This window comes from Mesorhizobium sp. M1342 (genome assembly GCF_040317955.1).
Taxonomy (GTDB): domain Bacteria; phylum Pseudomonadota; class Alphaproteobacteria; order Rhizobiales; family Rhizobiaceae; genus Mesorhizobium.
This window is the reverse complement of sequence record NZ_JAMYLI010000002.1, coordinates 86,613-111,622: the sequence shown is the minus strand read 5'-3', so window position 1 is coordinate 111,622 and position 25,010 is coordinate 86,613. Positions and strand designations below refer to the sequence as shown.

Here is a 25,010-nt window from a genome sequence, read left to right as displayed (position 1 = left end):
CGTCCGTGAACGTCCTCATCGTCTACGCCCACCCGGAAGCAAAATCCTTCAACGGCGCCATGAAGGATCTCGCCGTGGAAACCCTGACCCGCGCCGGCCACGACGTGGTTGTCAGCGACCTCTATGCGATGGGCTTCAATCCTGTCGCAGGGCCGGGCGACATATCGGGCGAGCGCAACGATCCAGACTTCTTCAGCCTGCCGCGCGAGCAGACCGCCGCCTACGAGGCCGACGCACTCGCGGCCGACATAAACGCCGAGGTCGAAAAGGTGAAGCGGGCGGATTTCGTGCTGTTCCAGTTCCCGGTCTGGTGGTTCGGAATGCCTGCAATGCTCAAGGGCTGGGCCGATCGCGTCTTCGCGCGCGGTTTCGCCTATATGCCGGGCCGCAAATACGACACCGGCATGTTCAGGGGAAAGCTCGCCATGGTGGCCGCCACCACGGGCACGTCGGCCGACACCTACGCGCCCGATGGCATCGACGGCGACATCCTCACGGTGCTGTGGCCGATCCACAATGGTCTGCTGCGCTATTCCGGCTTCGACGTGCTGCCGCCCTTCGTCGCCTATATGCCGGGCCGTGTCGGCGACGATGGCCGCAAGGCCTATCTGGAAGCCTACCGCAAGAGGCTTGAGGACATTGATGGCACGCCGCATCTGTTCTTCCACGCAGCCGAGGACTACGGCAAGAACGAGCGGCTGAAGCCTGGTGTGCTGGCGCGCTCGGGAGTGCAGCGCAATGTCTGACGGCGCCCGCCCACTGGAGGGCCTGTTTGTCGTTTCGATCGAGCAGGCCGTCGCCGCTCCGCTCTGCACGGTCCGCCTTGCCGATGCCGGCGCACGCGTCGTGAAGATCGAGCGCCCGGAAGGCGAAACCGCGCGTCACTACGATTCCGCAGTGGAGGGCATGTCCGCTTACTTCGTCTGGCTCAACCGCGGCAAGGAGAGCGCGGTGCTCGACCTGAAGACCGAGCACGACCTGGCTCTCCTGCACCGGATGGTCGCGCGCGCCGACGTCCTCGTGCAGAATCTCGTGCCGGGCGCCATCGACAGGCTCGGCCTCTCGGCCGATACAATCGCGAAGGAGTTTCCTCGGCTGATAGCCATCAACATCGTTGGCTACGGGCAGGACACGCCCTACGCGGCCATGCGCGCCTACGACATGCTGGTGCAGGCCGAAAGCGGCATCTGCGCCGTTACCGGCACACCGGACACGCCGAGCAAGGTCGGGGTTTCCGCCGCCGACATCGCCACCGGCATGAATGCCCATGCAGCGATCCTCGAAGCCTTGCTCGCGCGCCAGAAGACTGGGCGCGGTCGCATTGTCGAGATTGCCATGTTCGACGCCATGGCCGATTGGATGACCGTGCCGCTGCTGCACTACGAATATGCGGGCCGTGAGACCCAGAGATATGGCCTGGCGCACGCTTCGATCTACCCCTATCGACCCTATGCCTGTCGGGATGGCAGCGTGGTCGTGTCCATCCAGCAGAACAATGAATGGAAGCGCTTCTGCACGCTCGTGCTGCAAAGGCAGGATCTGTTCGCCGACGAACGCTTCGCCACCAATGCCTGGCGGGTGGCCAATCGCACGGCACTCGACGCCGAGATCGAACCGATCTTCGCGGCAATCGACTGCGAAGTGGCTATAAACCGTCTCAACGAGGCGCAGATCGCCTGGGGCCGGGTGAGCGCAATGAACGACCTGCCGCACCACAAGGCGTTGCGCCGGACAGAGGTGGCGCTGCCGGACGGCAGGCGCATCTCCGTGCCGATGCCGGCAGGGCGGTCGGAGGGGTTCGCAACGGTCCCCAGCGTTCCCGCCCTTGGCGCCGATACGGACCGGATCCGGTCCGAATTCGCCGCCTGACGAGGACCTGATGAGCCTGGACATAACCACGCTGCAGGAATGGGTTGGACGCACACACACGGTCGAGGACATTGTCACCCCGCGCCTGCTGGCCAGCTTTGGCGCCACGCTTGGGGACCACGCGGCGCAGACTGCCGAGGGCGCGGCCCCGCCAGGACTGCACTGGTGCCTGACGCCGGACATTGCCGCCATGCGTGAACTCGGACCTGACGGGCACCCGGCCAAAGGCGGCTTCCTGCCACCGGTGCCGCTTCCGCGCCGCATGTGGGCTGCCAGCGACGTGCGTTTCATGGCGACGATCCGCTCCGGCGACCCCATCCGCCGCCGCTCGACATTGACCGCCATAGAGGAGAAGCATGGCCGCAGCGGCCCCCTCACCTTCGTCACGGTCCGGCACGACATTGCCAACGATTCCGGTCCGGTGATCGAGGAGGACCAGACCATCGTCTATCGCGCCGCCGAAGCTGCTGCGGCGACCCCTGCCCCGCCGGCCAATTCGCCCCTGGCCGCATCGCACGAGCGCACGATCAACGTCGATCCCGTGCTGCTCTTTCGATATTCCGCGCTGACGTTCAACGGGCACCGCATCCACTATGACGCGCCCTACGCCACGACGGTCGAGCACTATTCCGGGCTCGTCATCCATGGCCCGTTGCAGGCGACGCTGCTGATGAACTTCGCCACCGCCATTGCCGGCACGTCGCCGCGCCGTTTCTCGTTCCGCGGCGTGCATCCCGCGACCGGCCCGCAGCGCCTGCTTTTGAGCGCAACATCCCGAGGCCAAGATGGCATGGCCCTCGAGGTACGGTCGGCCGACGGCCATGTGACGGTGAAGGCCACGGCGCAATGGTGAGCTTCGTCACGCCTGTGGTGCCGCTCTTCGTACCCGGCTCGCGGCCGGAGCGCTTTGCCAAGGCCGACAGCAGCGGCGCGGATGCGGTCATTCTCGACCTCGAGGATGCCGTCGCCCCTGGCGACAAGGAGCGCGCCCGGGAAGCAGTCGTTGCCCATGCAGCCGTGCTGACATCCGCGGTCGTGGTTCGCATCAACGCCGTCGGCACACCCTGGCACGAAGTGGATATCGATGCCGTGCGGCGCCTCGACGGCGTCTCCGTCATGCTGCCCAAGGCCGAGCGGCCGGAAGACATTACTGATATGACCAGGCACATGGCACGCAGCGTTTCCGTCATCGCGCTGGTCGAGAGTGCTGTCGGCCTTGCCAATCTGCCGGACATATTGGCCACGCCCGGCGTCGTTGCCGTCGCCTTCGGCTCGGTCGACTTCTCGCTCGATCTCGGTTGCGCGCATGATCGGCTGATCCTGCTTGCGGCTCGCAGCGAAATCGTCTGGCGCTCGCGCGCCGCTGGCCGGGCCGCGCCGATCGACGGCGTAACGACCGACCTGAGCAATCCTGAAATCACGGAGGATGACGCCCGCCACGCCATGAAGATGGGTTTTGGCGGCAAGATGGCCATCCATCCGAGGCAGATCGAGCCGATTCGCAATGGCTTTCGCCCGAGCGAAAATGACATCACATGGGCACGCGACATCATTGGCGCGGCCTCATCAGGCGAAGCCAGCCAGGTGAACGGCGAGATGGTGGATCGGCCGGTCATCGAACGTGCAAGGCAGGTCCTGCGCCGGGCCGCTTTGGTCTAAAGGGCATGCCAGAGGAGGAGCAACAGATGAGCACGGACACCGCCGATTGGCCGACCGCCAGGCTCTGCTCGTTCATCGCCGAACTCGACTTCGAACAGATCCCGCCGCGCGTCGTTCATTTCGCGAAAGGACTGATGATCGACTGGCTCGGCTCGGCGCTGGCCGGCAAGGGTGCGCACCAGGTCGAGATCATCGACGGCTTTGCGCGTGCCATGGGGCCGGCGGACGGCCCAAGCACCATCATCCCGACGCGGCGGCGCACAAGCCCCTATTTCGCGGCGATGGTCAATGCGGCGGCCTCCCATATCGTGGAACAGGACGACGTTCACAACGGCTCGGTCTTTCACCCGGCGGCCGTGATCTTTCCGGCGGTCCTGGCGGTTGCCGAGGCTGAGGGGAAGACCGGCCGCGACGTCCTGACTGCCTGCATCGCCGGCTATGAAGTGGGCATCCGCGTAGGAGAATTCCTCGGACGCTCGCACTACGAGATATTCCACACCACCGGCACCGCTGGCGCTGTCGCCGCGGCCGCGGCGGTCGGCAGATTGATCGGACTGGACGCAGCCGGTCTCAACCATGCTCTCGGCTCCGCCGGCACCCAGGCGGCAGGGCTCTGGGAATTCTTGCGCGATGCCGCCGATTCCAAGCAGCTTCATACGGCGCGAGCCGCCGCCAACGGCCTGTTTTCTGCCTATCTGGCACGCGATGGCTTCAAGGGGGCCGCGCAGATCCTCGAAGGGAAAAAGGGCATGGCTTCAGGCATGTCCAGCGACGCCGATCCGGCCCGCCTGACGGACGGCCTCGGCAGCCGTTGGGCAACCGAGGAGACCTCCTTCAAATGGCACGCCGCCTGCCGGCACACCCATCCGGCCGCTGATGCGCTGCAGCTTCTCATGCGCGGCGAGGGGCTCGGTCCGGACGACATCGCTGATGTGGTAACCCATGTCCATCAGGGAGCCATCGATGTCCTGGGCGCGGTGGTCATTCCACAAACCGTCCACCAGGCGAAGTTCTCCATGGGCACAGTGTTGGGCCTCATCGCCGTCCATGGCGTCGCCGATCTCGACGCGTTCGAACACCAAGCACTTGCCGACACGCGCGTCGCCCGTTTCCGCGCCAAGGTGCGGATGGAGTTCGACGCCGAGATCGACAGACTTTATCCCAAGCAATGGGTCGGCAAGGTGAGCGTCATGACCATTGACGGCCGCAAACTCGATACCCGCGTCGACGAGCCCAAGGGCGACCCCGGCAACACGCTTGCGAAACAGGAACTGGAAGCCAAGGCCATACGCCTTGCCGAATTTCGAGGCGGCGCCACCGCCGACGAGATGCGCGCGTGTATAGCCCGCATCTGGAGACTCGATCAGCCCGGAAGCACGGCGCATATATTTGCTGAGAGTTAGCCCGCTATCGCGCCGAAGGACTGCATCCGCCCGAACGGATGGAGAATTGCCCGCGGCCGGTCGTGCTATGGGGCGTGCGCAGGAGCGACCGCAGTTGACTTCAGAGGCGATGTCAGCTTTCGGGAGATCACCCAGTGTCGAACGGCCGACTTGAAGCGCATTGCTGCCATTTGCGAAGATTGAACAAACGCTACTGAATTTGGGTCGTCAATTGCGAACGAGCGCATAACGGGCAGTTCGATTCCTTTCGCGCCGCCCTGTGTTGTAAAGCAGTTTGACGATAATGGTGGGCCCGGAGGGCATATTAAAATCCTTGGTTCTGTTGAGTTTTTCGTGGGCCAGAATCTGAAAGCTTCCCGTATCGTTTCGTATGCTCCCGCGACCCCAAACTGCCGACCATAGCTGACCTCGTTTTACGAACGTTGGGAGCAGGGTCCAGAACGGCGGAAATGGGGCCGGAACCCGACTGACAGCTTCGCGACTTCGGGATGGCCCTAGCGGACGTTTTACAAGTCTGGCATGTCCCATCGGAGACTCGACGACGTCGCTAGGCGAGAAGCGCCGAAACGCTTGTCCAATTATCCCCGGCCCGTTCCGCTTCGATCGCCTCATCAGGAGGCCTCTGGTCGCGCACCAACTTGACGATCTGTTAGCCATGGCAATTGTCGACTAGTATACTTAGCTGGAGTGTTCATGCTGAGGTTCTTGTCAGCGCGCCGCAGTCGCTAGAAATCCGGCCGGGCGCCATGCCACAGCCCGGCGCCAGCGAAGTGGTCGTTCACGTCAGCCGTGCCGGCATCTGTGGCTCCGACATTCACATCCTGCATGGCTCCAATCCGTTCGCCGTTCTATCCGCGCGTCATCGGCCATGAGTTCGCGGGCACCGTCACCGCGCTCGGACGCCATGTGACCGGCGTTGCCGTGGGAGGAGGCCGCGCGGTGGTCGACCCCGTGGTGTCGTGCGGCCACTGCTATCCCTGCCGGATCGGCCGTTCCAATGTCTGCGCCCACCTCGAAGTGATCGGCGTCCATCGCGACGGCGGTTTCCGTAACTTCGTCGCCGTCCCGGCGCATAATGCCATTCCAATTCCGGCCGACATGCCGTTCAGTCTGGCGGCGCTGGCCGAACCGATTTCGATTGCCGCCAACGTCCTCGACCGCACCGGCTGTGGCTCTGTGATACTGCTGATCAGGGTGCCGGAACCGTCGGCGTCACGGTGCTGCAGGTTGGCAAAATGCATGGTGCCCGCTGCATCGTGGCCGACATCGATGAAGCTCGCCTCGAGCGGGCGCTACGCTTCGGTGCCGACAAGGTGATCCACTCCGTGCGCGATCCCGTGCCGGCTCGCGCCTGAATCGCCGGCTGTTGCCACGCGTCGTCGAATGGCTGGCCGACAAGCGGCTCGATCCGCAAGGCATGATCAAGTAGCCTATAACTCATTGAAATTGCACTAAAATATCCCTATAATCCCAAAAGAGACCGACACCAGAGCCGTCAAAAAATTACGCTTTTGGTTTTAAAGGGAATTCGCCGCAAAGAATTTTCGAGGGTTCACCAACTATCGGGACCAATCGGGCGATTTTTGTACCTCACGACGTTCGACGGCCTGCCCAAGCCGTTTAAAGAAGTACCGTCACCGCTCCAATAAGGCATTGGCATGGGCCATAACGATCGACAAGCAACCGGTGTCGCACATACCCTGCAGCGGGTGGTGTGTTGCGACCGCGCTGGCATCCACTCGATTTTTGCTGAAATTCCGGCTAGCTTGGCGACAGATGGCTCAATTTCTGGTCGGTGAATCACAATGAGACCGCCCGTCAAGAGAATAATGGGCGGCACCTTTGGTCCCGAGGCGAGTGCAATGGCGCACGAATGAGTTCTACAAGAATGCGCCGTGCGACGCCAGCGACCTTGTCCTTTCGTATACCGATCAAGCAATTGGCTATATGGGCAAGATAGGGGAATTTCACCTTTACCAGTCCGGATTGGAATCAAGAGGGATGATTTCTGCCGATTTTTTTGACATCGCTTTCCTCTTCGATCCATCCCACAATATAACAGGAAGTCTCTGCTCACACCCGCGCGGCGATATTCGCCAACCCATCTAGTCTCGGACTCGCGATCAGAAAGCATATCTGAACGGCATTCCATAGAAGCAATATAAAATTGAAAATTGCGGCCAAACCCAGGATGGTTTCGAAGCCGGCGGGCCACTCACGGTGTCAAGGCGAGAATTTTAAGAGACGTTCAAGAATGACCCAGCACGCAGAAAACGCACGAATTCTCATGTACAGCCACGACACGTTCGGGCTCGGCCACTTGCAGCGCTGCCGGACTATTGCGCATTCGCTAGTCGAGGATTTCCGTGGGCTTCAGGTGCTTATCATTTCGGGTGCGACTATCGCTGGCGCCTTCGACTACCGCGCCCGTGTCGACTTCGTGAAGATCCCCAGCGTCATCAAGCTGCGCAACGGCGAATACACCTCGTTGGAAAAGGACATCGATCTGCATGAGACGCTAAGGATGCGTCAGTCGATCATCCGCCACACAGCCGAGACCTTCCGGCCGGATATCTTCATCGTCGACAAGGAACCGCTCGGCCTGCGCGGTGAGATTGAGGACACGCTGTCCTACCTCAAGACGCGGGGCACCACGCTGGTGCTTGGCCTGCGCGAGGTGATGGATGCACCGCATCTGCTCGAAGCAGAGTGGGCGCGCAGGGATGTGATGCGCAAGATAGGCCTGTTCTACGACAAGGTCTGGGCCTATGGCCCGCCGGATTTCTACGATCCGTTGACTGGCTTGGATGTGCCGCCGGCTGTCAGGGCAAAAATGAGATTCGTCGGTTTCCTGCAACGGAGCCTGCAGCGGAACCAGTTGCCCGGCCACCGGCCAGAGGGCGACTATATCCTGGTTACCACCGGTGGCGGCGGCGACGGCGCCGAATTGATTCACGACGTCATCGACGCTTATCAGCAGGATCCGAAATTGCAGCACAAGGCGCTGATCGTGCTTGGGCCTTACATGCCGGCTCGCAAGCGCAACAAGTTGCTGAAGAAGGGGGCCACGATCCCCTACATCAAGATTATCGAGTTCGACAACCGCATGGAAGACCTGATTGCCGGCGCCAAGGCGGTAGTGGCGATGGGCGGTTACAATACTTATTGCGAGATACTATCTTTCGACAAGCCGGCGCTCATCGTGCCGCGCATCGAACCCCGCCAGGAACAACTGATCCGCGCGCGGCGCGCAGCCGAACTGGGCCTCGTCGAAATGCTTTTGCCGGAGGAAGCCAAGGACTCCCAGCGATTTGCCGATGCACTGGTGGCGCTGCCGAATCGGCCTCGTCCATCCCAGAGTAATCCACATCTGACCCTGGAAGGGCTCCCTCATATTTCCGAAATCGTCGCGGAACTGCTCGACCGGCAGGCTGGCCCTCACCTTTCGGTTATTGAAGGCATGAACTGAGTTGCAACATCGCAAGATCGTCGTGGTTCTGAAGGGTTATCCGCGGCTCTCGGAAACCTTCATCGCGCAGGAACTGCTCGGACTGGAGCGTGCGGGGTTCGATCTGATACTCGTCGCGCTCAGGCGGCCGACCGACGCAAAACGCCACCCCGTGCATGACGAGATCAAAGCGCCCGTCCATTATCTGCCGGAATATCTGCATGAAGAGCCGCTGCGCGTGGTTCGCTCGCTTTCTGCTTGTTTGCTGCGGCCGGGCTTCTGGCGTGCACTGGGATCGCTGGCCGTCGATATGCCGCGCGACTTTACGCGCAATCGCGCGCGCCGTTTCGGGCAAGCGCTCGTGCTAGCGGCCGAATGGCCCGAAGACGCGGTATGGCTGCATGCGCATTTCGCGCACACGCCGGCATCGGTGACGCGCTATGCCAGCCAGCTTCTTGGTCTGCCCTGGAGCTGCTCGGCCCATGCCAAGGACATCTGGACTTCGGCGGATTGGGATCTGGCCAGCAAGCTTTCCTCGGCGCGCTGGACGGTAACTTGCACGAAAACCGGCTTCGACCGTCTGAAAAAACTCGCCGACGGCAACTCGTCAGTGCATTTGAGCTATCATGGGCTCGACCTTGATCGCTTCGGCATTTTCGGCGAGGCACGAAAACAGCATGACGGCTCGGCGCCGGACGAACCGGTTATCGTTCTGAGTGTCGGGCGCGCCGTTGCAAAGAAAGGTTACGACACCTTGCTGGAGGCCCTTGCCCTCTTGCCCGGTGATTTAGCGTGGCGTTTCGAGCATATTGGCGGCGGCGAGGAACTGGAACGGCTCAAGGCGTTGGCGCAAAAGCTCGGACTGGATGATCGCATCTCTTGGAAAGGCGCGCTCGCGCAGGAAGAGGTGCTTGAGCACTACCGCCGCGCCGATATCTTCGCCCTGGCCTGCAGGATCACCGCAAATGGTGACCGCGATGGTCTGCCGAATGTTCTGGTGGAGGCGGCCAGCCAGCGGCTTGCCTGCGTGTCGACCGATATTTCCGGCGTGCCGGAGCTTTTATCGCCGGATGAAACCGGGCTGCTGGTTCCGACGGAAAACCCAATTGCCCTGGCACAGGCGCTGGAGCGGCTGATCCGTGATCCCGTGCTGCGTGCCCGCCTCGGCGACACCGCAGAGGCGCGCGTGCGCGGCAATTTCGATCACATAGCAAGCATTGGACAGCTCAAGGAGCTGTTCGAACGGGAGTGGCGGGCCGCCGAATGAAGCGGCTGCGCGCGTTCTTCTATGTCCAGCACCTGCTCGGCATCGGCCATCTCGCGCGCTCCAGCCGCGTCGCGGCGGCTCTGGTCGATGACGGGTTTGACGTAACCATCGTCACTGGCGGAGCGCCGGTCGCGGGGTTTCCGGGATTGGGGGCAATATCTGTAACCCTGCCATCTGTCACCTCCGGTGATGAAGGATTTTCCGGTCTTGTCGACCTGCAGGGCAAGCCCATCGACGATGATTTCAAGAAACGGCGTTCAGAGATGCTGCTGCAGGCATTCCGGGATTGCAGGCCTGATATCGTCATTGTCGAGGCGTTTCCATTTGGGCGCCGGCAGATGCGTTTCGAACTCTTGCCGCTGATCGAGGCCATCGACGCGGCGTCGCCCAGACCGCTGCTGGTGACGTCAGTCCGTGATATCCTTCAGGAGCGCGTCAAGCCGGGCCGAAACGAGGAAACGGTCGATCTCGTTAACAGGCATTTTGACCTTGTCATGGTCCATGGCGATCCGGCTTTCGCAACCATCGACAAGACATTTCCACTGGCGGGAGCGATCAGGGCCGAGGTTGCGTACACGGGGCTCGTTGCCGCGCCACCAGCGCCCGCGGCCTCCGAGCGTTTCGACGTTGTGGTGTCGGTTGGCGGCGGGGCCGCCGGAAAGAGCCTTGTCCGGTCCACCATCGCATTAGCGCGGAATGCCGACAACGCCTGGAAATGGTGTCTGATCACCGGCCCAAACCTGCCGAAGGACGAATTTGACGCGATTACACGCGATGCGACGCCGCGCCTGTCCATCTTCCGGTTTCGCGAGGATTTCGCCAGCTTGCTGACCGGCGCCCGCCTGTCGGTCTCGCAGGCGGGTTACAACACTGTCTGCGATGTCCTGCGCGCGCGCTGTCGCTCGCTGCTCGTTCCCTTTGCAGCCGGCGGGGAAACGGAACAGACGGTTCGAGCCCTTATGCTCGAAGAGCTCGGCCTTGCAACGGTGCGGATGGAAAAGGACCTGACGCCTGAGTGTCTGGCGCAAGCGATCGAACAGGCGCTTGCGGGACCGGCGCCAGCGGCGCATCGTCTCGATCTGGAAGGCGCCCGTCACTCTGCGCAAATCCTGCGCGAGCGGCAACGAACCTGGTCCTCGAAATCCTAACGCAGGTCGCATCTCGTTGGATTCGCGAAACGCGCTTCAAACAGTTCCAATCAGCATGAAGCGCGTATATTTTTTTGTCGGCAGTTCGCCGGAGAACCTGATCTCCCGTAGCGCCGCCATTGCTTCGAAGGCTGCAAGCGAAGCCACGCAGTTGATGTGCGTCGGCTCGCTGAAGTAATCGTTCGATTGCAGCAGCACATTCGTGCCCCGCGGAAGCAGGGCCAGCCAGGCACCCAGCTCGTCTATGTGTTCGCAGCTCGTATTGACCACTAGGTCGGGCCGCCCGGCGGCATAGTCGAGTGCGTACATATCTTCCGTCAGCGCCCGGAAGCGGTCGCCGGCTTCCCGGTTGAGGGTCCGGGCGACCGGCCCGACTCCCGGATCGATGTCGATGCTGTCGATCGCCGCAATGTCGAAACGGGCGTCGTTGAAAAGCATTGCCGGCAATACGCCGTACCATCCACCCAGCACCCATATACGCCCGAACCGGCCGCCGCAGCTTCCAAACAGCTCGTCGAGCGCCCACATCTTGCAAGCGACCTGCTTGTGGTTGAAGGCGTTGGCGATGTCGGCCGTCGGATGCTTGGCGATGACGCGCGCCAGCCCGGCGACGAGAGGGTGGTCGACATAGGCGGCAATTCCCCGGGCGAGATCCAAGGCTTGTTCGTGCCCGCCGGCATTGCGTGCTTGTGTGACATCCATCATATTCGTCCTCTATGTTGGGATTTCGGGCGACACAACGCAATATTGCCTCACGCGAGCCTGTTCGACTTGCGGATAAGACGATGCCGCCAGCCGTTTCGCCGTTGCACGGTGGCGAAGGGGGCCGATTGCGTCTGTCCCGACCAGCGGCGTCCATCCGCGAAGACATTGCCGATACATCGTTTGCCAGCAGGTGCTTTCACCGCCTGCATCCTCCAAACTGACAGTCGCATATGGAACCCAGCCTAGCCCGCTATATCTGGACGCACACCCGGAAGCAGCAGATCTGGATATTGATGATCGTCCTGCTTTCGATGATCCCATATTTCATGTCCTTCGACCTGCCGAAGCTGATCGTCAACGGCCCGATCCAGGGGAAGGGGTTCGAGCAACCCGGCACGACCCTGCCCTTCATGAGATTGCACTATAACCTGCCGTTCATTGGCGAGGTCCAGTTCTTCTCCGGTTTTCAGCTTGACCGCAAGGAGACGCTGCTTGCCCTGAGCCTTGTGTTCCTCTTGCTGGTCGTCATCAACGGCCTGTTCAAACTCTACATCAACACCTACAAGGGCCGCCTCGGCGAACGCATGCTGCGGCGTATTCGCTTCGATCTGATCGATCGTGTGCTGCGGTTTCCGCCGATTTACTTCAAGCGGGTGAAATCCGCCGAAGTGGCGACCATGGTGAAGGATGAGGTGGAGCCGCTGGGCGGCTTTATCGGCGATGCCTTCCTGCAGCCGGTGCTGCTCGGCGGCCAGGCGCTGACGGCCATGCTGTTCATCATGGTCCAGAACGTCTGGCTCGGAATGATAGCGGTGGTGATCGTGATCATCCAGATCGTACTCATCCCGCGGATGCGGCGGCGGCTGCTCGTGCTTGGGCGCCAACGGCAGTTGACGGCGCGCGCGCTTTCTGGCCGGGTTGGCGAAATCGTTGACAGCATCGGCGCGGTTCACGTCCACGATACGTCGAACTACGAGCGCGCCGACATAGCTGCTAGGCTAGGGCTCATCTTCAAGATCCGCTTCGATCTTTACCAATGGAAATTCATGGTAAAGTTCCTCAACAATTTTCTCGCACAGCTCACGCCCTTTCTGTTCTACATGATCGGCGGGTATCTGGTCATCGGGGGCCGGCTGGACGTCGGCCAGCTCGTGGCGGTGATCGGAGCCTACAAGGACCTGCCCGGACCGATGAAGGAACTGATCGACTGGGATCAGGATCGGCAGGATGTCCAGGTCAAATATCAGCAGGTCGTTGAACAGTTCACCGTCGAGGATATCATTGCGCCGGGAATCGCGGCACTGACGATCGACGATCCCGGTCCGATGACAAACCCGCTGTCGGCGGTCGGTCTCTCCATGGCAGACGATGGCGGTGCAATGCTCCTCAACCGTGTCTCCATGCAGGTCAAGCCAGCTGAGACGGTGGCGCTGGTCAGCACCCCGACAGGCGGAGCGGAGGCGCTAGCAGAAGCCTTCGCGCGTCTGAACTGGCCAGAGAGTGGAAAGGTCGCTTCGGGCGCCGATGACCTGCTTGAACTCCCCGAAGCCGTGACCGGCCGGCGCATGTCCTACGCCTCGTCGGATGTTTTCCTGTTCCAAGCAAGCCTGCGCGATAACCTGCTCTACGGGTTGAAGCATGCACCGCTGACATCGGTGACTTATGACGGCGCCGCGGCAGACCAGCAGCGCTGGAACATGGACGAGGCGCGCCGGTCGGGCAATCCGGATTTCGACGTCCATAGCGACTGGATCGACTATGCTTCCGCCGGTGCTACCGGCCCGCACGACCTCTTTGAAGCGGTGCGCCGGGTGCTCGACGCGGTTCTTCTGTCGCGCGACATTCTGGATCTTGGCTTGCGCTCTTCGGCCGACCTCACGCGTCACACGAAGCTCGCCGGGCGGATCGTCGAACTGCGTGCAGCGCTGCGAACCCGGCTGGAACAGGAAGGGCTGCGCGAACTGGTGGTTCCTTTCGAGCCGGGCGCTTACAACACGGAAGCGACGATCGGCCAGAACTTGCTTTTCGGCGCCGCCGCCGGCCCCGAACTGGCCGACAAGGCTCTGGCGGCCAATCCCTACTTTGCTTCCGTGCTGAAGCAGGCCGGCCTCGACAGCACGCTCTACGAGATGGGCATGGAGATCGCCGAACAGGCCATCGAGCTGTTTGCCGACCTGCCGCCAGATCACCAGTTCTTCCAGCAGCTCGCCTTCATGAGCGCCGAGGAGATCCCCGCCTACGAGACCTTGCTGCAGCGGCTCAAGAACCGCCCCTACGAGGCGGTTTCGGAGGCCGACCGCGCCATGATCATCACCTTGAGCTTTGCCTATATCGAGCCCCGGCACCGCTTCGGCCTGCTGACCGACGAGTTGATGAGCAAGATCGTCGCCGCACGCAACCAGTTCTATGAAAACCTGCCGCCCGAACTGCACAACGCGATCGAACGGTATGATCCTGCCAAATACATTGCCGCGGCCACCGTCATGGACAATGTCCTATTCGGCCGTGTGGGAAACAACCATCCCGACGCCCCGGACCGCATACGCTCCATCGTCTATGACATTCTTGACGAGCTGGGGCTCTATGCCGAGCTTCTGGATGTCGGCCTGGACTTCAACGTCGGCGCCGGTGGAAGGCGGCTGACCGGCGGACAGCGACAGAAGCTCGATGTTGCCCGGGCTCTGCTCAAGCGTCCCGATTTTCTCATTCTCAACCGGCCGCTGTCGGCGCTCGACCAGCGCATTCAGGACAAGGTGCTGCGAAACGTGCTCGAGGAAGCCAGACGCGACGGCCATTCGCCGGCAATTGTGTGGGTCGTGACGAGTCCGGCAATGGCGATGATGTTCGATCGCGTTATCGTCTTTGACTCGGGTCAATTGGTGGAAGACGGTACACACGAGACACTTTTGGCAGAGAACGGTATCTTCAAGGAACTTCTGTCATAGTCTGGCAGACGCGAATTTAGGAAGGTTTGCGACAATGCTGCTCAAGGATGAAGTTGGAATGCTGCAACGCGTTCCCTTGTTCTCTGGCATTGAGCCGGCAAAGCTCAAGCTGCTCGCGTTCACATCCGATCGCGTGAATTACAGCGCCGGCCAGATTCTTTTCCGGCAGGGCGACGAGGCAGACGCTGCCTATGTCATCCTTTCAGGCAGGGCGGATATTCTGGTCGATTCCGACAGCGGGCCGATGAAAGTTGCCGAACTGCTGCCAAATTCGATTGTCGGCGAGATCGCCATATTGTGCAACAGCTCCCGCACTGCCACCGTCAGCGCGGCAAGTGATCTGGAGGCCTTGAGAATCCGCAAGGATCATTTCCTGAGGCTTATGAAGGAGTTCCCGGAAATGACCATCGAGATATTGCGGGTTCTTGCCGATCGGCTAAGCCATACGACCGCGGATCTGATCGACGCACGAAGCGCCTAGAGCTATGATGGGCGAAAGGTAGCATGGACGACGATTTTTTCCTGGTCAGATTTTGGGGCGTGCGCGGCAGCATTGCTGTATCCGGGCCAGAATTCGCTCGCTATGGCGGCAACACAATCTGCATTGAGATGCGATGCGGCAAGCATACGCTTCTGTTCGACGCAGGCTCTGGCCTGCGGCCTGCCGGCAGGGCGCTTCAGGCGTCGAATGTGACCGATTTCGACCTGCTTTTCACCCATTGCCATTACGATCACATCATCGGGCTGCCGGCTTTTGCGCCTATCTTCGACCCGAGCGTCAAGCTTACGCTTTGGTCCGGGCATCTTGCAGGACGCATGACGACCCGGCAGATTATCGATGAGTTCATACGGCCGCCGTGGTTTCCGGTGAAAATGAACGTCTGCAAGGCAAATCTCGACTGCCGCGATTTCGTATCCGGAGACGTGCTTCGGCCGCGCGAAGGGGTGGTGGTTCGGACCGGCAGTCTCACCCATCCGGGAGGCTGCATAGGCTACCGGATCGAATGGGGCGGCCGCGTCGTGGCGGTGATCACCGACACCGAGCACGAGCCGGACAAACTCGATCAGTCGGTGCTCGACCTGATCGAAGATGCCGACCTCGTCATTTACGATTGCACCTACACCGAGAAGGAAATGGAACGCCGCCGCGGTAACGGTCACTCGACATGGCAACAGGGCGTCAAGCTCTGTGAGGCGGCCGGTGCACGGGCGCTTGCACTGTTTCACCACGATCCGACACGCACCGACGAGCAACTGGACGAGATGGAGAAGCTGGCCAAGGACAGGTTTGCCGGCGCTTTTGCCGCGCGGGATGGCCAGATGCTCAAATTCCCGGTCTCATCGCACAGAAAGCGCTGAGCTATTTTCCTTTACCCGCGTGGCGCCCGATCAATGTCCTGATCGGAAGCCATGCACAGGGTTCAGCCTGTGCGGTGACTGTCAACAATCGTTCGAGGAAAAGCCAGGCCGATTCATCATGTACAAGATGGTGGGTGAGCAGGCCGATCGGCTCGCCGTCGGATGCATGCTGCAAGTGTGCGATGATAGCCTGGACCAATACACCATGATCGCGGCAGCCGCGCGTGCCATGCCAATCCATGATGTCGACATTGCTGTTGATGACCGCCAATGAAGCCGGCTTCGGCGGCCCATAGACTGACAAGGCCGCAAAACCTATCGATCCAAGGTGGGATACCACGCCGGCGTCGATCCTGTTCCAGGGCGGCACCAGCATCGGAACGGCACGTGCGCCGTGCAGGCCGGTTACTCGCGACAGTCCGCGAGCCAGATCATCGAGCACCGCCTCGCGTGGCCGATGCGCGCCGAGCTCCTGCTTTTTCTGGTCCTCGGGCGCATGAGTCCGGTGCGCCCAGCCATGGATGGCGACCGTGGCATGCGGGGCCTCGTCGAGCCGGGCGACAAGCTTCGCGTCGGTCAGGGCCGGAATGACGGCCAGAGTGACCGGAACCGCGAATTCACCGGTGAGGTCGAGCAGCCGATCAAGCGCAGGCGTCGGATACACGGCGTCGTCGTCGCGCAGCCAGAACTCCGCCTTGCGGCCCGCCCGTTGCAGGCGCGCCAGCTCTTCCACCAAGGGCTGCCAGATCGGATCGGACGTCATGAGACCGGGACCTTCGCAATAAGTTCGGCCAGACGCGCAGCTGCGCCACCGAGGGAACGTTCTTCGAGAACGAAACGCCGGGCTTCCGCGGCCATGATGGTTCTTTCGTCGTCCCGGGCCAGAAGCCTTTCAATGGCGGAAGCGAACGCCGCGACATCGCCCGGCGGGGTGAGAAACCCGGTCTGGCCATCCCGCACGACCTCCGGCACGCCGGCGATGTCCTGAGCCACCACCGGAAGGCCGGCGGCCTGTGCTTCAAGATAGGTAACGCCGTAGGCCTCGCCATAACCCGGCCAGACATAGATTCCCCCGGTATAAAGGACATCCGGCACGGCGGCAGGCTCGATCGAGCCGATCCATTCGATACGATCGGCGGGCAAGCCGGCGAATTGCGCTTCGACCTCGTCGCGAGCTGGCCCGTCTCCGACGACCGACATGGTCCAGGGCATATGGCCGATCAAGCCGAGCGCTTGCGCCAGCATGCGATAGCTGCCCAGTTTGTCGCCCGGGCGCATCATGGCGACGGTAACGAGGCGCGTCGGACAACCCCGTGCCGGGATTTCCCGGAATGCCGATATGTCGATGAAGGGCGAAAGCATACCGAAAGCGGCCTTGGGAATAGCATCCGCCAGTCCCTGACGATCCCTTTGGGTGAAGCAGATGTTCAGAGCCGCTTGTTCGATGGCTCGCGCCACCAATGCTTGGCTATCGGCCCACAAGCCGGCATTGCGTCGCCTGGAATAGGAGGCTTCCGCTGTCACATAGGGGACAGCAAAGGCCGACGCCAGCTCCGGCCCGATCAAGTCGGGCGCCTTGTAATAGGGATGGTAGGTGAACCAGAGATCGGGCTTGCCGTCACGATCCCAAAGCTTGGTCAGCCGCGCGGCTTCCTCTGCGGCCTCGATCTTGAGTGCTTCGAAACTTTTCGACTCCGGCTGGCGTAGATAGAAGCGCAACTCAGATGCCAATTCGACGCTATGCCCTCCGTACTCCAGCGCTTTGACAAGCATCCGTGCCATCTGGCGGTCGCCGGAGACAACGGGATGATTGGGTGACTTCAGCGGCGCGTAGAAGGCAATTCGCATCGCGCGACCCTATCATCGGAAAGCCTGCGCAAGTCAATTTCCAAGCGTGATCGACTTCACCTTCAAGTCGTGGAATGTGCTATCTGATGGCCATGGAAACAGCTGTCGCGTCCGACCCTTTTGTCGCTTCTTTGCCGGTCTTCGCAAAGTTCGAAAGCGTTGCCGATATCGATAACTATCGGCCCCTCCCCGATGGCTGGGCGCTGGCCACTGCCGACATTGTCGGCTCGACCAAGGCGATCGAGGCGGGGCGCTATAAAACCGTCAATATGGCCGGCGCAAGCGTCATTTCGGCGCTGCTCAATGCGCTGGGTCGGCAAGATCTCCCCTTTGTCTTCGGCGGCGACGGCGCACTCGTGGCGTTTCCCGGCTCGGCGCTGGAGATCGCCCGCAAAGCGCTGGCGGCCGTCCAAAGATGGGTGGCGGACGAACTGGGCCTGACCTTGCGCGCCGCGATCGTGCCGATAGGGGACATAAGGGCGCAGGGCCTCGACGTTCGCGTGGCGAGGTTCCAGGCCTCCGAAGCGGCCTTCTATGCCATGTTCGCCGGCGGTGGCGGCAGTTGGGCGGAAGCTGAGATGAAAGCGGGGCGCTACCGCATCGATCCTGCGCCGGTCGGCGCGCGGCCGGATCTGACCGGCCTTTCCTGCCGTTGGAACCCGATCGAAGCACGGCATGGCGAAATCGTCTCGATCATAGCCACACCGGGGGCGTCGCGCGACTTGCGCGGGTTTCAGTTTCTGGCTTCCGACATCATCGCCCTCGCCGGCAGGCAGGAGCGCGATGGCCACCCGGTGCCGGTGGACGGCCCGGGCTACAGTCTGCTGCCCGCCGGCCTGGATGTCGAGGCGCGGGCGATGGCCACGGCAGGATGGCGGTGGCGGTCGAAGCTGTGGATCGTGTTCCTGATGACGCTTACGGCTGTAACCGATCGATTTGGCTGGACGATTGGCCGTTTCGATCCGAAGGTCTACAAACGCGAGGTGGCCAGCAATTCGGATTTCCGAAAGTTCGACGACGGCTTGAAGATGACCATCGACGTTGACGCGGATGTGCTGCATCGGATCCAAGACCGGCTGAAGCAGGCGGAAGAGGCGGGCATCTGCAATTATGGCCTGCACCGCCAGAAGTCGGCCTTGATGACCTGCCTCGTCATCTCGCCGCTGCAGCGCGATCATGTTCATTTCATCGATGGCGCCGCCGGCGGCTACGCGATGGCTGCCGCAAGCCTGAAGGCGAAGGCGCCGGTCTGCTGACTGCTTGCGGAAATCGATTTCCGCAATATGCCCTCACTCATGGTTCTTGGCACCGGTGAGCCGCGCCATGGGAGCGGGTAGCCTGTCCGAATTGACGGGAAAGCAGATTTTTGGACGCCTAACGATCAACATATGACCGTCTTCTGAACCGGATTTCGAGGTGCGTCGCGCAAGTCGGCGTGATCGGACCGAGCTATGTCGGGTTGCCGCTGTCGGTTGCGATCGCACGCGCCGGGTTCCCGGTTTCCGGCTTCGACATCGAAGCCCGGAAGGTCGATGCCTGAGCAACGGCCAATCCTACTTGAGGCAGTGACGTCGACAGCCGTGCCGGCCGGGCGGTTCCGCACCACTGCGGATTTGCCGAACTAGCCGTCTGCGATGCCATCATAATCTGCGTTCCGACACCGCTGACGAAACACCGGGAGCCGGAGAGGATCCCCGAAGGATCCGATGCTGTCGTCGTGGCAACCTACCACGACGCGATCGACTATCAGGCGATCGCTGATCACGCTCCTCTGGTCGTCGACACACGCAATGATTTTGGCCGCCTCGGGCTGGTCCAAGCGACAGTGGTGGTGAAGGCCCGACGATGTCTGAGACGGCGAATTCTTTGCCCGATGTCAGGATCGAGATTGCACTCCGCCGGAAGCCTCGCCACATAGGGTTCCAGGTGATAGATGCTGTTTACGCCTGCTTCCTTCCTGCAAGGAGTTATTTAGGAAATTCTTCGCCGGCTTTCGTCGCCGAAGCCGGCTTCACTGCCTTCACTTGTGTGGCGGATCAAAGGAGATGGCTCGTCTTCGACGGGTTTGAGATAGCATGAGCACAGCGCAAGCAGAAGTTTCCACTATTCTCATGGATAAAGTTGCCGACTGGCTGAGCCAATCGGCGCTGGCGGGCAACGACCTGGAAACATTGGTAAAGGGCTTTTGTGAACGGTTGGCTGCTGCCGGCCTGCCGCTGAAGCGGGTGCATTTGAGCTTTTCGATGCTTCATCCGCTCTATGACGCGCTTGGTTTTACCTGGCTTCGCGGCCAGGGCCTGGAAGTGGAAGGCTTCCGCAGTGAGAACGGCGTTCATTCCGACAGATTCCTGACCAGCCCATACTACCATCTGCTCAGCAACAAGCTCGACCACCTGCGGCGCCGGCTTGACCCCTCGGTGCGGTCGGAGTTTCCTGTTTTCGACGACCTCAGGCGTATGGGCGTCACCGATTACATGGCATTCGTGCATCCCTTCAACGGCGATACCAGCCAGGGCATGATGGGGTCGTGGTCGACCGACAGTGCGTCTGGCTTCAGCGACGGCATGATTTCGGCGCTATTGCGGATCCAGAACTATCTCGCTATCGCCACCAAGATGGCGGTGCTCACCAAGCTCGCCGACAACATGATGACCACTTATCTTGGCGGCGACGCCGGCAGACGTGTGCTGGACGGCCAGATCAAGCGCGGCGAGGGTGACACAATCCGGGCCGCACTGGTCATGGGCGATATGCGGGGGTCGACAAGGCTTGCCGAAACCTCCGGTCGCGAAATCTACATCGATACGCTGAACCAGTTTTTCGATGCCATCGCTGCACCTTTCAATCGCAAAGGCGGGCAGATCATGAGTTTCCTGGGGGATGGCTTCATCGCCGTCTACCCCTGCGAAAGGCATCGCTCGCAGTCCGAGATCGCCTGCCAGGCTGCTCTTGCGGCAGCGCACAAGGCCAGCGCGCGCATGATGGAGCTCAATCTGCGCAGAAAGGAGCAGGGGTTGGGCGACATAAAGTTTGGTATCGGCCTGCATGTCGGCAATGTGATGTTCGGCAACGTCGGACTTACCGACCGGCTGACATTCTCTGTCTTCGGCTCGGCTGTAAACGAGGTCCAGCGTCTCCAGACCCTGACCAAGAAATATCCGCACAGCGTTCTCGCCAGCAAGGACTTCGCCAGCTATTGCGGCGACAACAGTTGGCTGACGCTCGGCACGGAGGAACTGGCGGGTATCAAGCAGAAGCTGACGGTGCTTTCACCCGATTTGTCGGGTGCTCTCGCGCTCGATGAAGACGCTGCGCCGATTCAGGACCGGATATCGGACGCCGAGCAGGTCATGCTGCTTCATCGCGATGCCGCGCGGTTGTCGGCAAGCGACCGGAGGAAGCTCCAGTAACCGACACGATCCGGTCCGAAAGCCTTGGTGTGCAGCCCGGTCGCCGGTTCCGTCGCGGAATTCGATTCGAATCCAAGTTGCTCTAGGCTGGCAATACGCTAGTCTCGCTTTTTGGGTCTGCCGCCCGGCAGACTGCCAGAGTGGGGCTGGTGTGAGGATGAATTCGGGCATTGATCTGTTGCGGATCGAGGATCTTGGCATCTCTTTTGCCATGATCGGGGGACCGTTGCATGCCGTCAGACGCGCAAATCTCCGCGTCCTGCCCGGCAAGGTTACCGCGCTTGTGGGCGAGTCCGGTTCCGGAAAATCGGTTCTCAGCCAGGCAGTGATGGGCATTTTGCCGAATACGGCCCACGTTCGCGGCCGTATCCTGTTTTCTGATCCTGAAAAGCCTGGCACGACGCAAGACATCCTGCAGATGCAGCGTGACGGAACCGAAATCCGGGCGTTGAGAGGCAGCCGCATCGGCAAAATCTTTCAGGAGCCAATGACATCGCTCTCGCCGCTGCACACGATCGGCAACCAGGTCAGCGAATCCTTGCAGATTCATACGCCTATGGCTCGGGCGGAGCGCAAGGCGCGGACCGAGGAAATGCTCGGCCTTGTCGGCTTCCCCAATCCCAAGCGCGCCTACGACATGTATCCATTTGAACTTTCGGGAGGATTGCGGCAACGCGCCATGATCGCCATGGCGCTTATCTGCCGGCCTGCTTTGTTGATCGCCGACGAGCCGACGACGGCGTTGGACGTCACCATCCAGGCGCAAATCCTGCAATTGCTGCGCGGGCTTCAGACCAAGCTGAACATGGCGATGCTGCTGATCACGCACGACCTCGGCGTGGTCGCCAATGTCGCCGACGAGGTGGTGGTCATGTACCATGGCGAGATCATGGAAATGGGGCCTGTCGAGGCGATATTCCGCCGGCCGGGCCACCCTTACCTGAAGGGCCTAATGGCAGCCGTTCCGCATTTCGACCTGAAGCCCGGTGAAAGGCTAAAGGCGCTCCGCGAGGTGCCGGTGAATGTCGGGAACCTGCTCGGCAAGCAGACTGCCCCGGCATCGAAGGGGCCAGACGACATCCTGCTGTCGGTAAGGGATCTGACTAAGACCTTCACCATCCGCAAGTCAGGATGGTTCAGCGGGGGTCATCAATCCTCTGTTCGCGCCGTGGACGGCGTGAGCTTCGACATCAGGCGGGGTGAGTGTCTGGGTCTGGTCGGCGAAAGCGGCTGTGGCAAAACAACCGTCAGCAAGATCCTCATGCGGGCCATTACCCCCAGCGGCGGTTCTGTGATCTTCAACGGCCGCGATGGACCGACCGACGTCCTGGGCGCAGAGGGAGATGCCCTGCGCATATTGCGCGCGAAAATCCAGATGGTCTTCCAGGACCCGGTTTCGTCGCTTTCACCTCGCATGACGGTGGAGAACATCTTGAGCGAGCCGCTGGAGATCCATGAGCGTGGCAATGCGGCGTCCCGACTCGCCACGGTCAAGAGCCTGATGCAGGCAATCGGGCTCGATCCGCGCTTCATTAAGCGTTATCCGCACAGTTTCTCCGGCGGGCAGCGTCAGCGCATCGGCATCGCGCGCGCATTGGCGCTGGGGCCTGAACTCCTGATCTGCGACGAGCCGGTTTCGGCGCTCGATGTCTCTGTCCAGGCGCAGATCCTGAATCTTCTGAAGGACCTGCAAAAAGAACTTGGCCTGACCTACCTGTTCATATCCCACAATCTGGCGGTGGTGGACTACATGGCAGACCGCATCGCGGTGATGTGCGGCGGGCGTATCGTCGAGCTTGCGCCGCGCGAAATTCTGCTCAGGAAACCAATCCACCCCTACACGCGCTCCCTGGTCGCCGCGGTACCTTTCCCCGATCTCGACCGGCCGATGGATTTCAAGACGCTGAAGCTCGGCGGCGCTTCCGACACCAGCGCATGGGGACCGCAATTCCGCGAAGAAGGCGACGAGGATGTCCTGGCGCCGCTCGATCTTGGCGGCGGCCACCTCGTGCTGGCCCGACGTTCGGCCGATGTCAGCGAGTTACGCCATTGATCAGCCGTCGCACCGTCCTTGGCGTGATGGCTTCGGCACTCCTGCCGGGCACGTCGCGCGCTGGCGACCTGGAGCCGGAATTTCTTCGGCCGCAGCTGACGGCCAGGGCGCTGCCGGCACTCACCGAGCGCCTGCCCAAGAGCCCGCGCGCCTTGAATCTCGCCACGATGGGCCGGCAGCCGGGCCAATATGGCGGCACGCTGCGTACGATCATCGGCAGCCAGAAAGATATCCGGATGATGACGATTTACGGATATTCTCGCCTGGTCGGCTACGACGAAAAGCTTAGCTTGCAGGCCGACATTCTCGAAAATTTCGACGTCGCGGATGATCGCATCTTCACGTTCAAGATACGGGAAGGACACAAATGGTCCGACGGCAGCCTGCTGACGCCGGAGGATTTTCGCTATTGTTGGGAAGATGTCTGGCTGAACGATGAGCTTTCGCAAGGCGGGCTCGCCCCGACCCTGATGGCGGACGGCAAGCCGCCACGCTTCGAGATCGTCGATCCGTTGACGGTGCGCTATAGTTGGGATGCGCCCAATCCCGACTTCCTGCCCAAGCTCGCTGCCGCTTCGCCGATATCGCTTGTTCTGCCATCCGCCTATCTCAAGCAGTTCCACAAGAAATATCAGGATCCATTCCGGCTCGCCGGCCTGATGAAGGAGAACCGGACCCAGAAATGGACGCTCCTGCATATCCGTATGTCGCGGCAATATCGCCCGGAGAACCCGGAACTGCCGACGCTCGACCCCTGGCAGAACCGAACCAAGCCGCCGGCCGAGCAATTCATCTTCGAGCGCAACCCCTTCTTTCATCGGACAGACGAGAACGGCCGGCAACTGCCCTATGTTGACCGAATCATCATGAATGTCAGCTCATCGGCGATCATCTCCGCGAAGACCGGGGCGGGCGAGAGCGACCTGCAATGCATGGGAATTGACTTCAGCGATTACTCCTTCCTGAAGGACGCGGAGAAGCGCTATCCGGTGAAGATGCACCTGTGGAAACGCACACAGGGTTCTCGGCTGGCGCTGCTGCCGAATCTGAATTGTGCCGACCAGGTGTGGCGTGGCCTTCTGCGTGACGTGCGCGTGCGCCGCGCACTTTCGCTCGCCGTGGACAGGCGCGAGATCAATATGGCCGTGTTCTACGGATTGGCGCAGGAAAGCGCCGATACGGTTTTGTCCGAGAGCCCGCTCTACCGGCCGGAATTCGCTAAAGCTTGGGTTGCCCATGATCCCGACCAGGCCAACGCGCTGCTCGACGAGGTCGGGCTTCTGGCACGTGACGATGACGGCCTGCGGATACTTCCCGATGGACGCTCTGCCCAGATCATCGTGGAAACCGCCGGCGAAAGCACGCTGGAAACCGACGCGCTCGAACTCATCACCGATCACTGGCGAAAGATCGGCATCGCCCTGTTCATCCGGACTTCGCAGCGCGACATCTTCCGCAGCCGCGCGCTTGGCGGCCAAATCATGATGTCGATGTGGTCGGGCATCGACAATGGCGTGCCGACCGCCGACATGAACCCGAGTCAGTTGGCCCCCACAATCGACGATCAGCTGCAATGGCCGCTCTGGGGTGCTCACTACTTGTCTCATGGCAAGATGGGCGAGGCGCCCGATCTTCCTGCAGTGATCGAGTTAATGGTTTTGCTCAAGCGCTGGAACGCATCGACCGAAGCGACAGAGCGCGCCGAAATCTGGAATTCGATGCTGTCGATCTACACCGATCAGGTGTTTTCGATCGGGACCGTGAACGGAACGCATCAGCCGATTCTGGTGTCCTCACGGCTGCGCAATCTGCCTGACAAGGCGCTCTTCGGCTACGATCCGACCGCCTATTTCGGTGTCTACATGCCGGATACATTCTGGCTTGGAGAGTCCTGAG

Annotated in this window: 20 protein-coding genes; 17 read left to right on the top strand and 3 right to left on the bottom strand. The window is 61.3% G+C overall.

The genetic code is table 11. The features are described 5' to 3' along the window. Positions 1-5: 5 nt before the first annotated feature. The 9 genes from NKH06_RS02180 (at position 6) to NKH06_RS02135 (ending at position 10,794) form a co-directional block, all read left to right on the top strand. Complete coding sequence (locus NKH06_RS02180) at positions 6-746, top strand: NAD(P)H-dependent oxidoreductase (protein ID WP_023809533.1); 741 nt, start codon at positions 6-8, stop codon at positions 744-746. After that, complete coding sequence (locus tag NKH06_RS02175) at positions 739-1,869, top strand: CaiB/BaiF CoA transferase family protein (RefSeq protein ID WP_352442506.1); 1,131 nt, start codon at positions 739-741, stop codon at positions 1,867-1,869. The genes NKH06_RS02180 and NKH06_RS02175 overlap by 8 nt, the downstream gene beginning before the upstream one ends. A gap of 10 nt (positions 1,870-1,879) precedes the next feature. After that, positions 1,880-2,722, top strand: coding sequence for an HTD2 family dehydratase (locus tag NKH06_RS02170; RefSeq protein ID WP_023809535.1), 843 nt, complete (start codon positions 1,880-1,882; stop codon positions 2,720-2,722). Then, on the top strand, positions 2,716-3,528 hold the full coding sequence (locus NKH06_RS02165) for an HpcH/HpaI aldolase/citrate lyase family protein (protein ID WP_023809536.1): 813 nt from the start codon (positions 2,716-2,718) through the stop codon (positions 3,526-3,528). The genes NKH06_RS02170 and NKH06_RS02165 overlap by 7 nt, the downstream gene beginning before the upstream one ends. Before the next feature lie 26 nt (positions 3,529-3,554). Beyond that, positions 3,555-4,931 (top strand): MmgE/PrpD family protein, encoded by a 1,377-nt coding sequence (locus tag NKH06_RS02160; protein WP_023809537.1) that lies wholly within the window; start codon positions 3,555-3,557, stop codon positions 4,929-4,931. An 825-nt stretch (positions 4,932-5,756) separates the two neighbouring features. Beyond that, positions 5,757-6,248, top strand: a complete 492-nt coding sequence (locus NKH06_RS02150) for an alcohol dehydrogenase catalytic domain-containing protein (protein WP_023809539.1) — start codon at positions 5,757-5,759, stop codon at positions 6,246-6,248. 937 nt (positions 6,249-7,185) lie between these two features. After that, positions 7,186-8,400 (top strand): glycosyltransferase family protein, encoded by a 1,215-nt coding sequence (locus NKH06_RS02145; RefSeq protein ID WP_023809540.1) that lies wholly within the window; start codon positions 7,186-7,188, stop codon positions 8,398-8,400. A 1-nt stretch (position 8,401) separates the two neighbouring features. Continuing rightward, entirely contained in the window at positions 8,402-9,646 is a 1,245-nt protein-coding gene (locus NKH06_RS02140) for a glycosyltransferase (protein WP_352892063.1), read from the top strand. Then, positions 9,643-10,794 carry a glycosyltransferase family protein gene (locus NKH06_RS02135; protein ID WP_023809542.1) on the top strand — a complete coding sequence of 384 codons (1,152 nt, stop codon included), beginning with the start codon at positions 9,643-9,645 and terminating at the stop codon, positions 10,792-10,794. Before NKH06_RS02140 ends, NKH06_RS02135 begins: the two co-directional genes overlap by 4 nt. A 36-nt stretch (positions 10,795-10,830) precedes the next feature. Here the strand turns inward: NKH06_RS02135 and NKH06_RS02130 are convergent, their stop codons facing one another. Continuing rightward, a complete protein-coding gene (locus tag NKH06_RS02130) occupies positions 10,831-11,496 on the bottom strand; it encodes a class I SAM-dependent methyltransferase (RefSeq protein WP_352892062.1) in 666 nt (221 codons plus the stop codon). Positions 11,497-11,729: 233 nt separating this feature from the next. On the opposite strand from NKH06_RS02130, the gene NKH06_RS02125 reads away from it, so the two are divergent. From NKH06_RS02125 to NKH06_RS02115, 3 genes are read left to right on the top strand one after another with little or no spacing between them, the layout of a single operon-like run. After that, complete coding sequence (locus NKH06_RS02125) at positions 11,730-14,444, top strand: ABC transporter transmembrane domain-containing protein (RefSeq protein WP_352892059.1); 2,715 nt, start codon at positions 11,730-11,732, stop codon at positions 14,442-14,444. A gap of 34 nt (positions 14,445-14,478) precedes the next feature. Then, entirely contained in the window at positions 14,479-14,925 is a 447-nt protein-coding gene (locus NKH06_RS02120) for a cyclic nucleotide-binding domain-containing protein (RefSeq protein ID WP_031212612.1), read from the top strand. Positions 14,926-14,948: 23 nt separating this feature from the next. After that, a complete protein-coding gene (locus tag NKH06_RS02115; RefSeq protein WP_352892058.1) occupies positions 14,949-15,803 on the top strand; it encodes an MBL fold metallo-hydrolase in 855 nt (284 codons plus the stop codon). A 1-nt stretch (position 15,804) separates the two neighbouring features. On the opposite strand, the gene NKH06_RS02110 is transcribed toward NKH06_RS02115, so the two are convergent. Then, the gene (locus tag NKH06_RS02110) at positions 15,805-16,566 is read right to left on the bottom strand and encodes a polysaccharide deacetylase family protein (RefSeq protein WP_352612688.1); all 762 of its coding nucleotides are present in this window, start codon (positions 16,564-16,566) and stop codon (positions 15,805-15,807) included. Then, entirely contained in the window at positions 16,563-17,651 is a 1,089-nt protein-coding gene (locus NKH06_RS02105; RefSeq protein ID WP_352892057.1) for a glycosyltransferase family 4 protein, read from the bottom strand. The genes NKH06_RS02110 and NKH06_RS02105 overlap by 4 nt, the downstream gene beginning before the upstream one ends. A gap of 74 nt (positions 17,652-17,725) precedes the next feature. On the opposite strand from NKH06_RS02105, the gene NKH06_RS02100 reads away from it, so the two are divergent. The 5 genes from NKH06_RS02100 (at position 17,726) to NKH06_RS02080 (ending at position 25,009) form a co-directional block, all read left to right on the top strand. Further along, entirely contained in the window at positions 17,726-18,907 is a 1,182-nt protein-coding gene (locus tag NKH06_RS02100) for a DUF3095 domain-containing protein (protein WP_502914387.1), read from the top strand. Positions 18,908-19,086: 179 nt separating this feature from the next. Beyond that, on the top strand, positions 19,087-19,191 hold the full coding sequence (locus tag NKH06_RS02095; protein ID WP_023809549.1) for a hypothetical protein: 105 nt from the start codon (positions 19,087-19,089) through the stop codon (positions 19,189-19,191). Between the two features lie 535 nt (positions 19,192-19,726). Next, complete coding sequence (locus NKH06_RS02090; RefSeq protein WP_352442503.1) at positions 19,727-21,061, top strand: adenylate/guanylate cyclase domain-containing protein; 1,335 nt, start codon at positions 19,727-19,729, stop codon at positions 21,059-21,061. A gap of 157 nt (positions 21,062-21,218) precedes the next feature. Then, positions 21,219-23,114, top strand: coding sequence for an ABC transporter ATP-binding protein (locus NKH06_RS02085; RefSeq protein ID WP_023809553.1), 1,896 nt, complete (start codon positions 21,219-21,221; stop codon positions 23,112-23,114). Beyond that, positions 23,111-25,009: an ABC transporter substrate-binding protein gene (locus NKH06_RS02080; protein WP_023809554.1), complete on the top strand. Its 1,899-nt coding sequence runs from the start codon at positions 23,111-23,113 to the stop codon at positions 25,007-25,009. The genes NKH06_RS02085 and NKH06_RS02080 overlap by 4 nt, the downstream gene beginning before the upstream one ends. Position 25,010 lies beyond the last annotated feature (1 nt).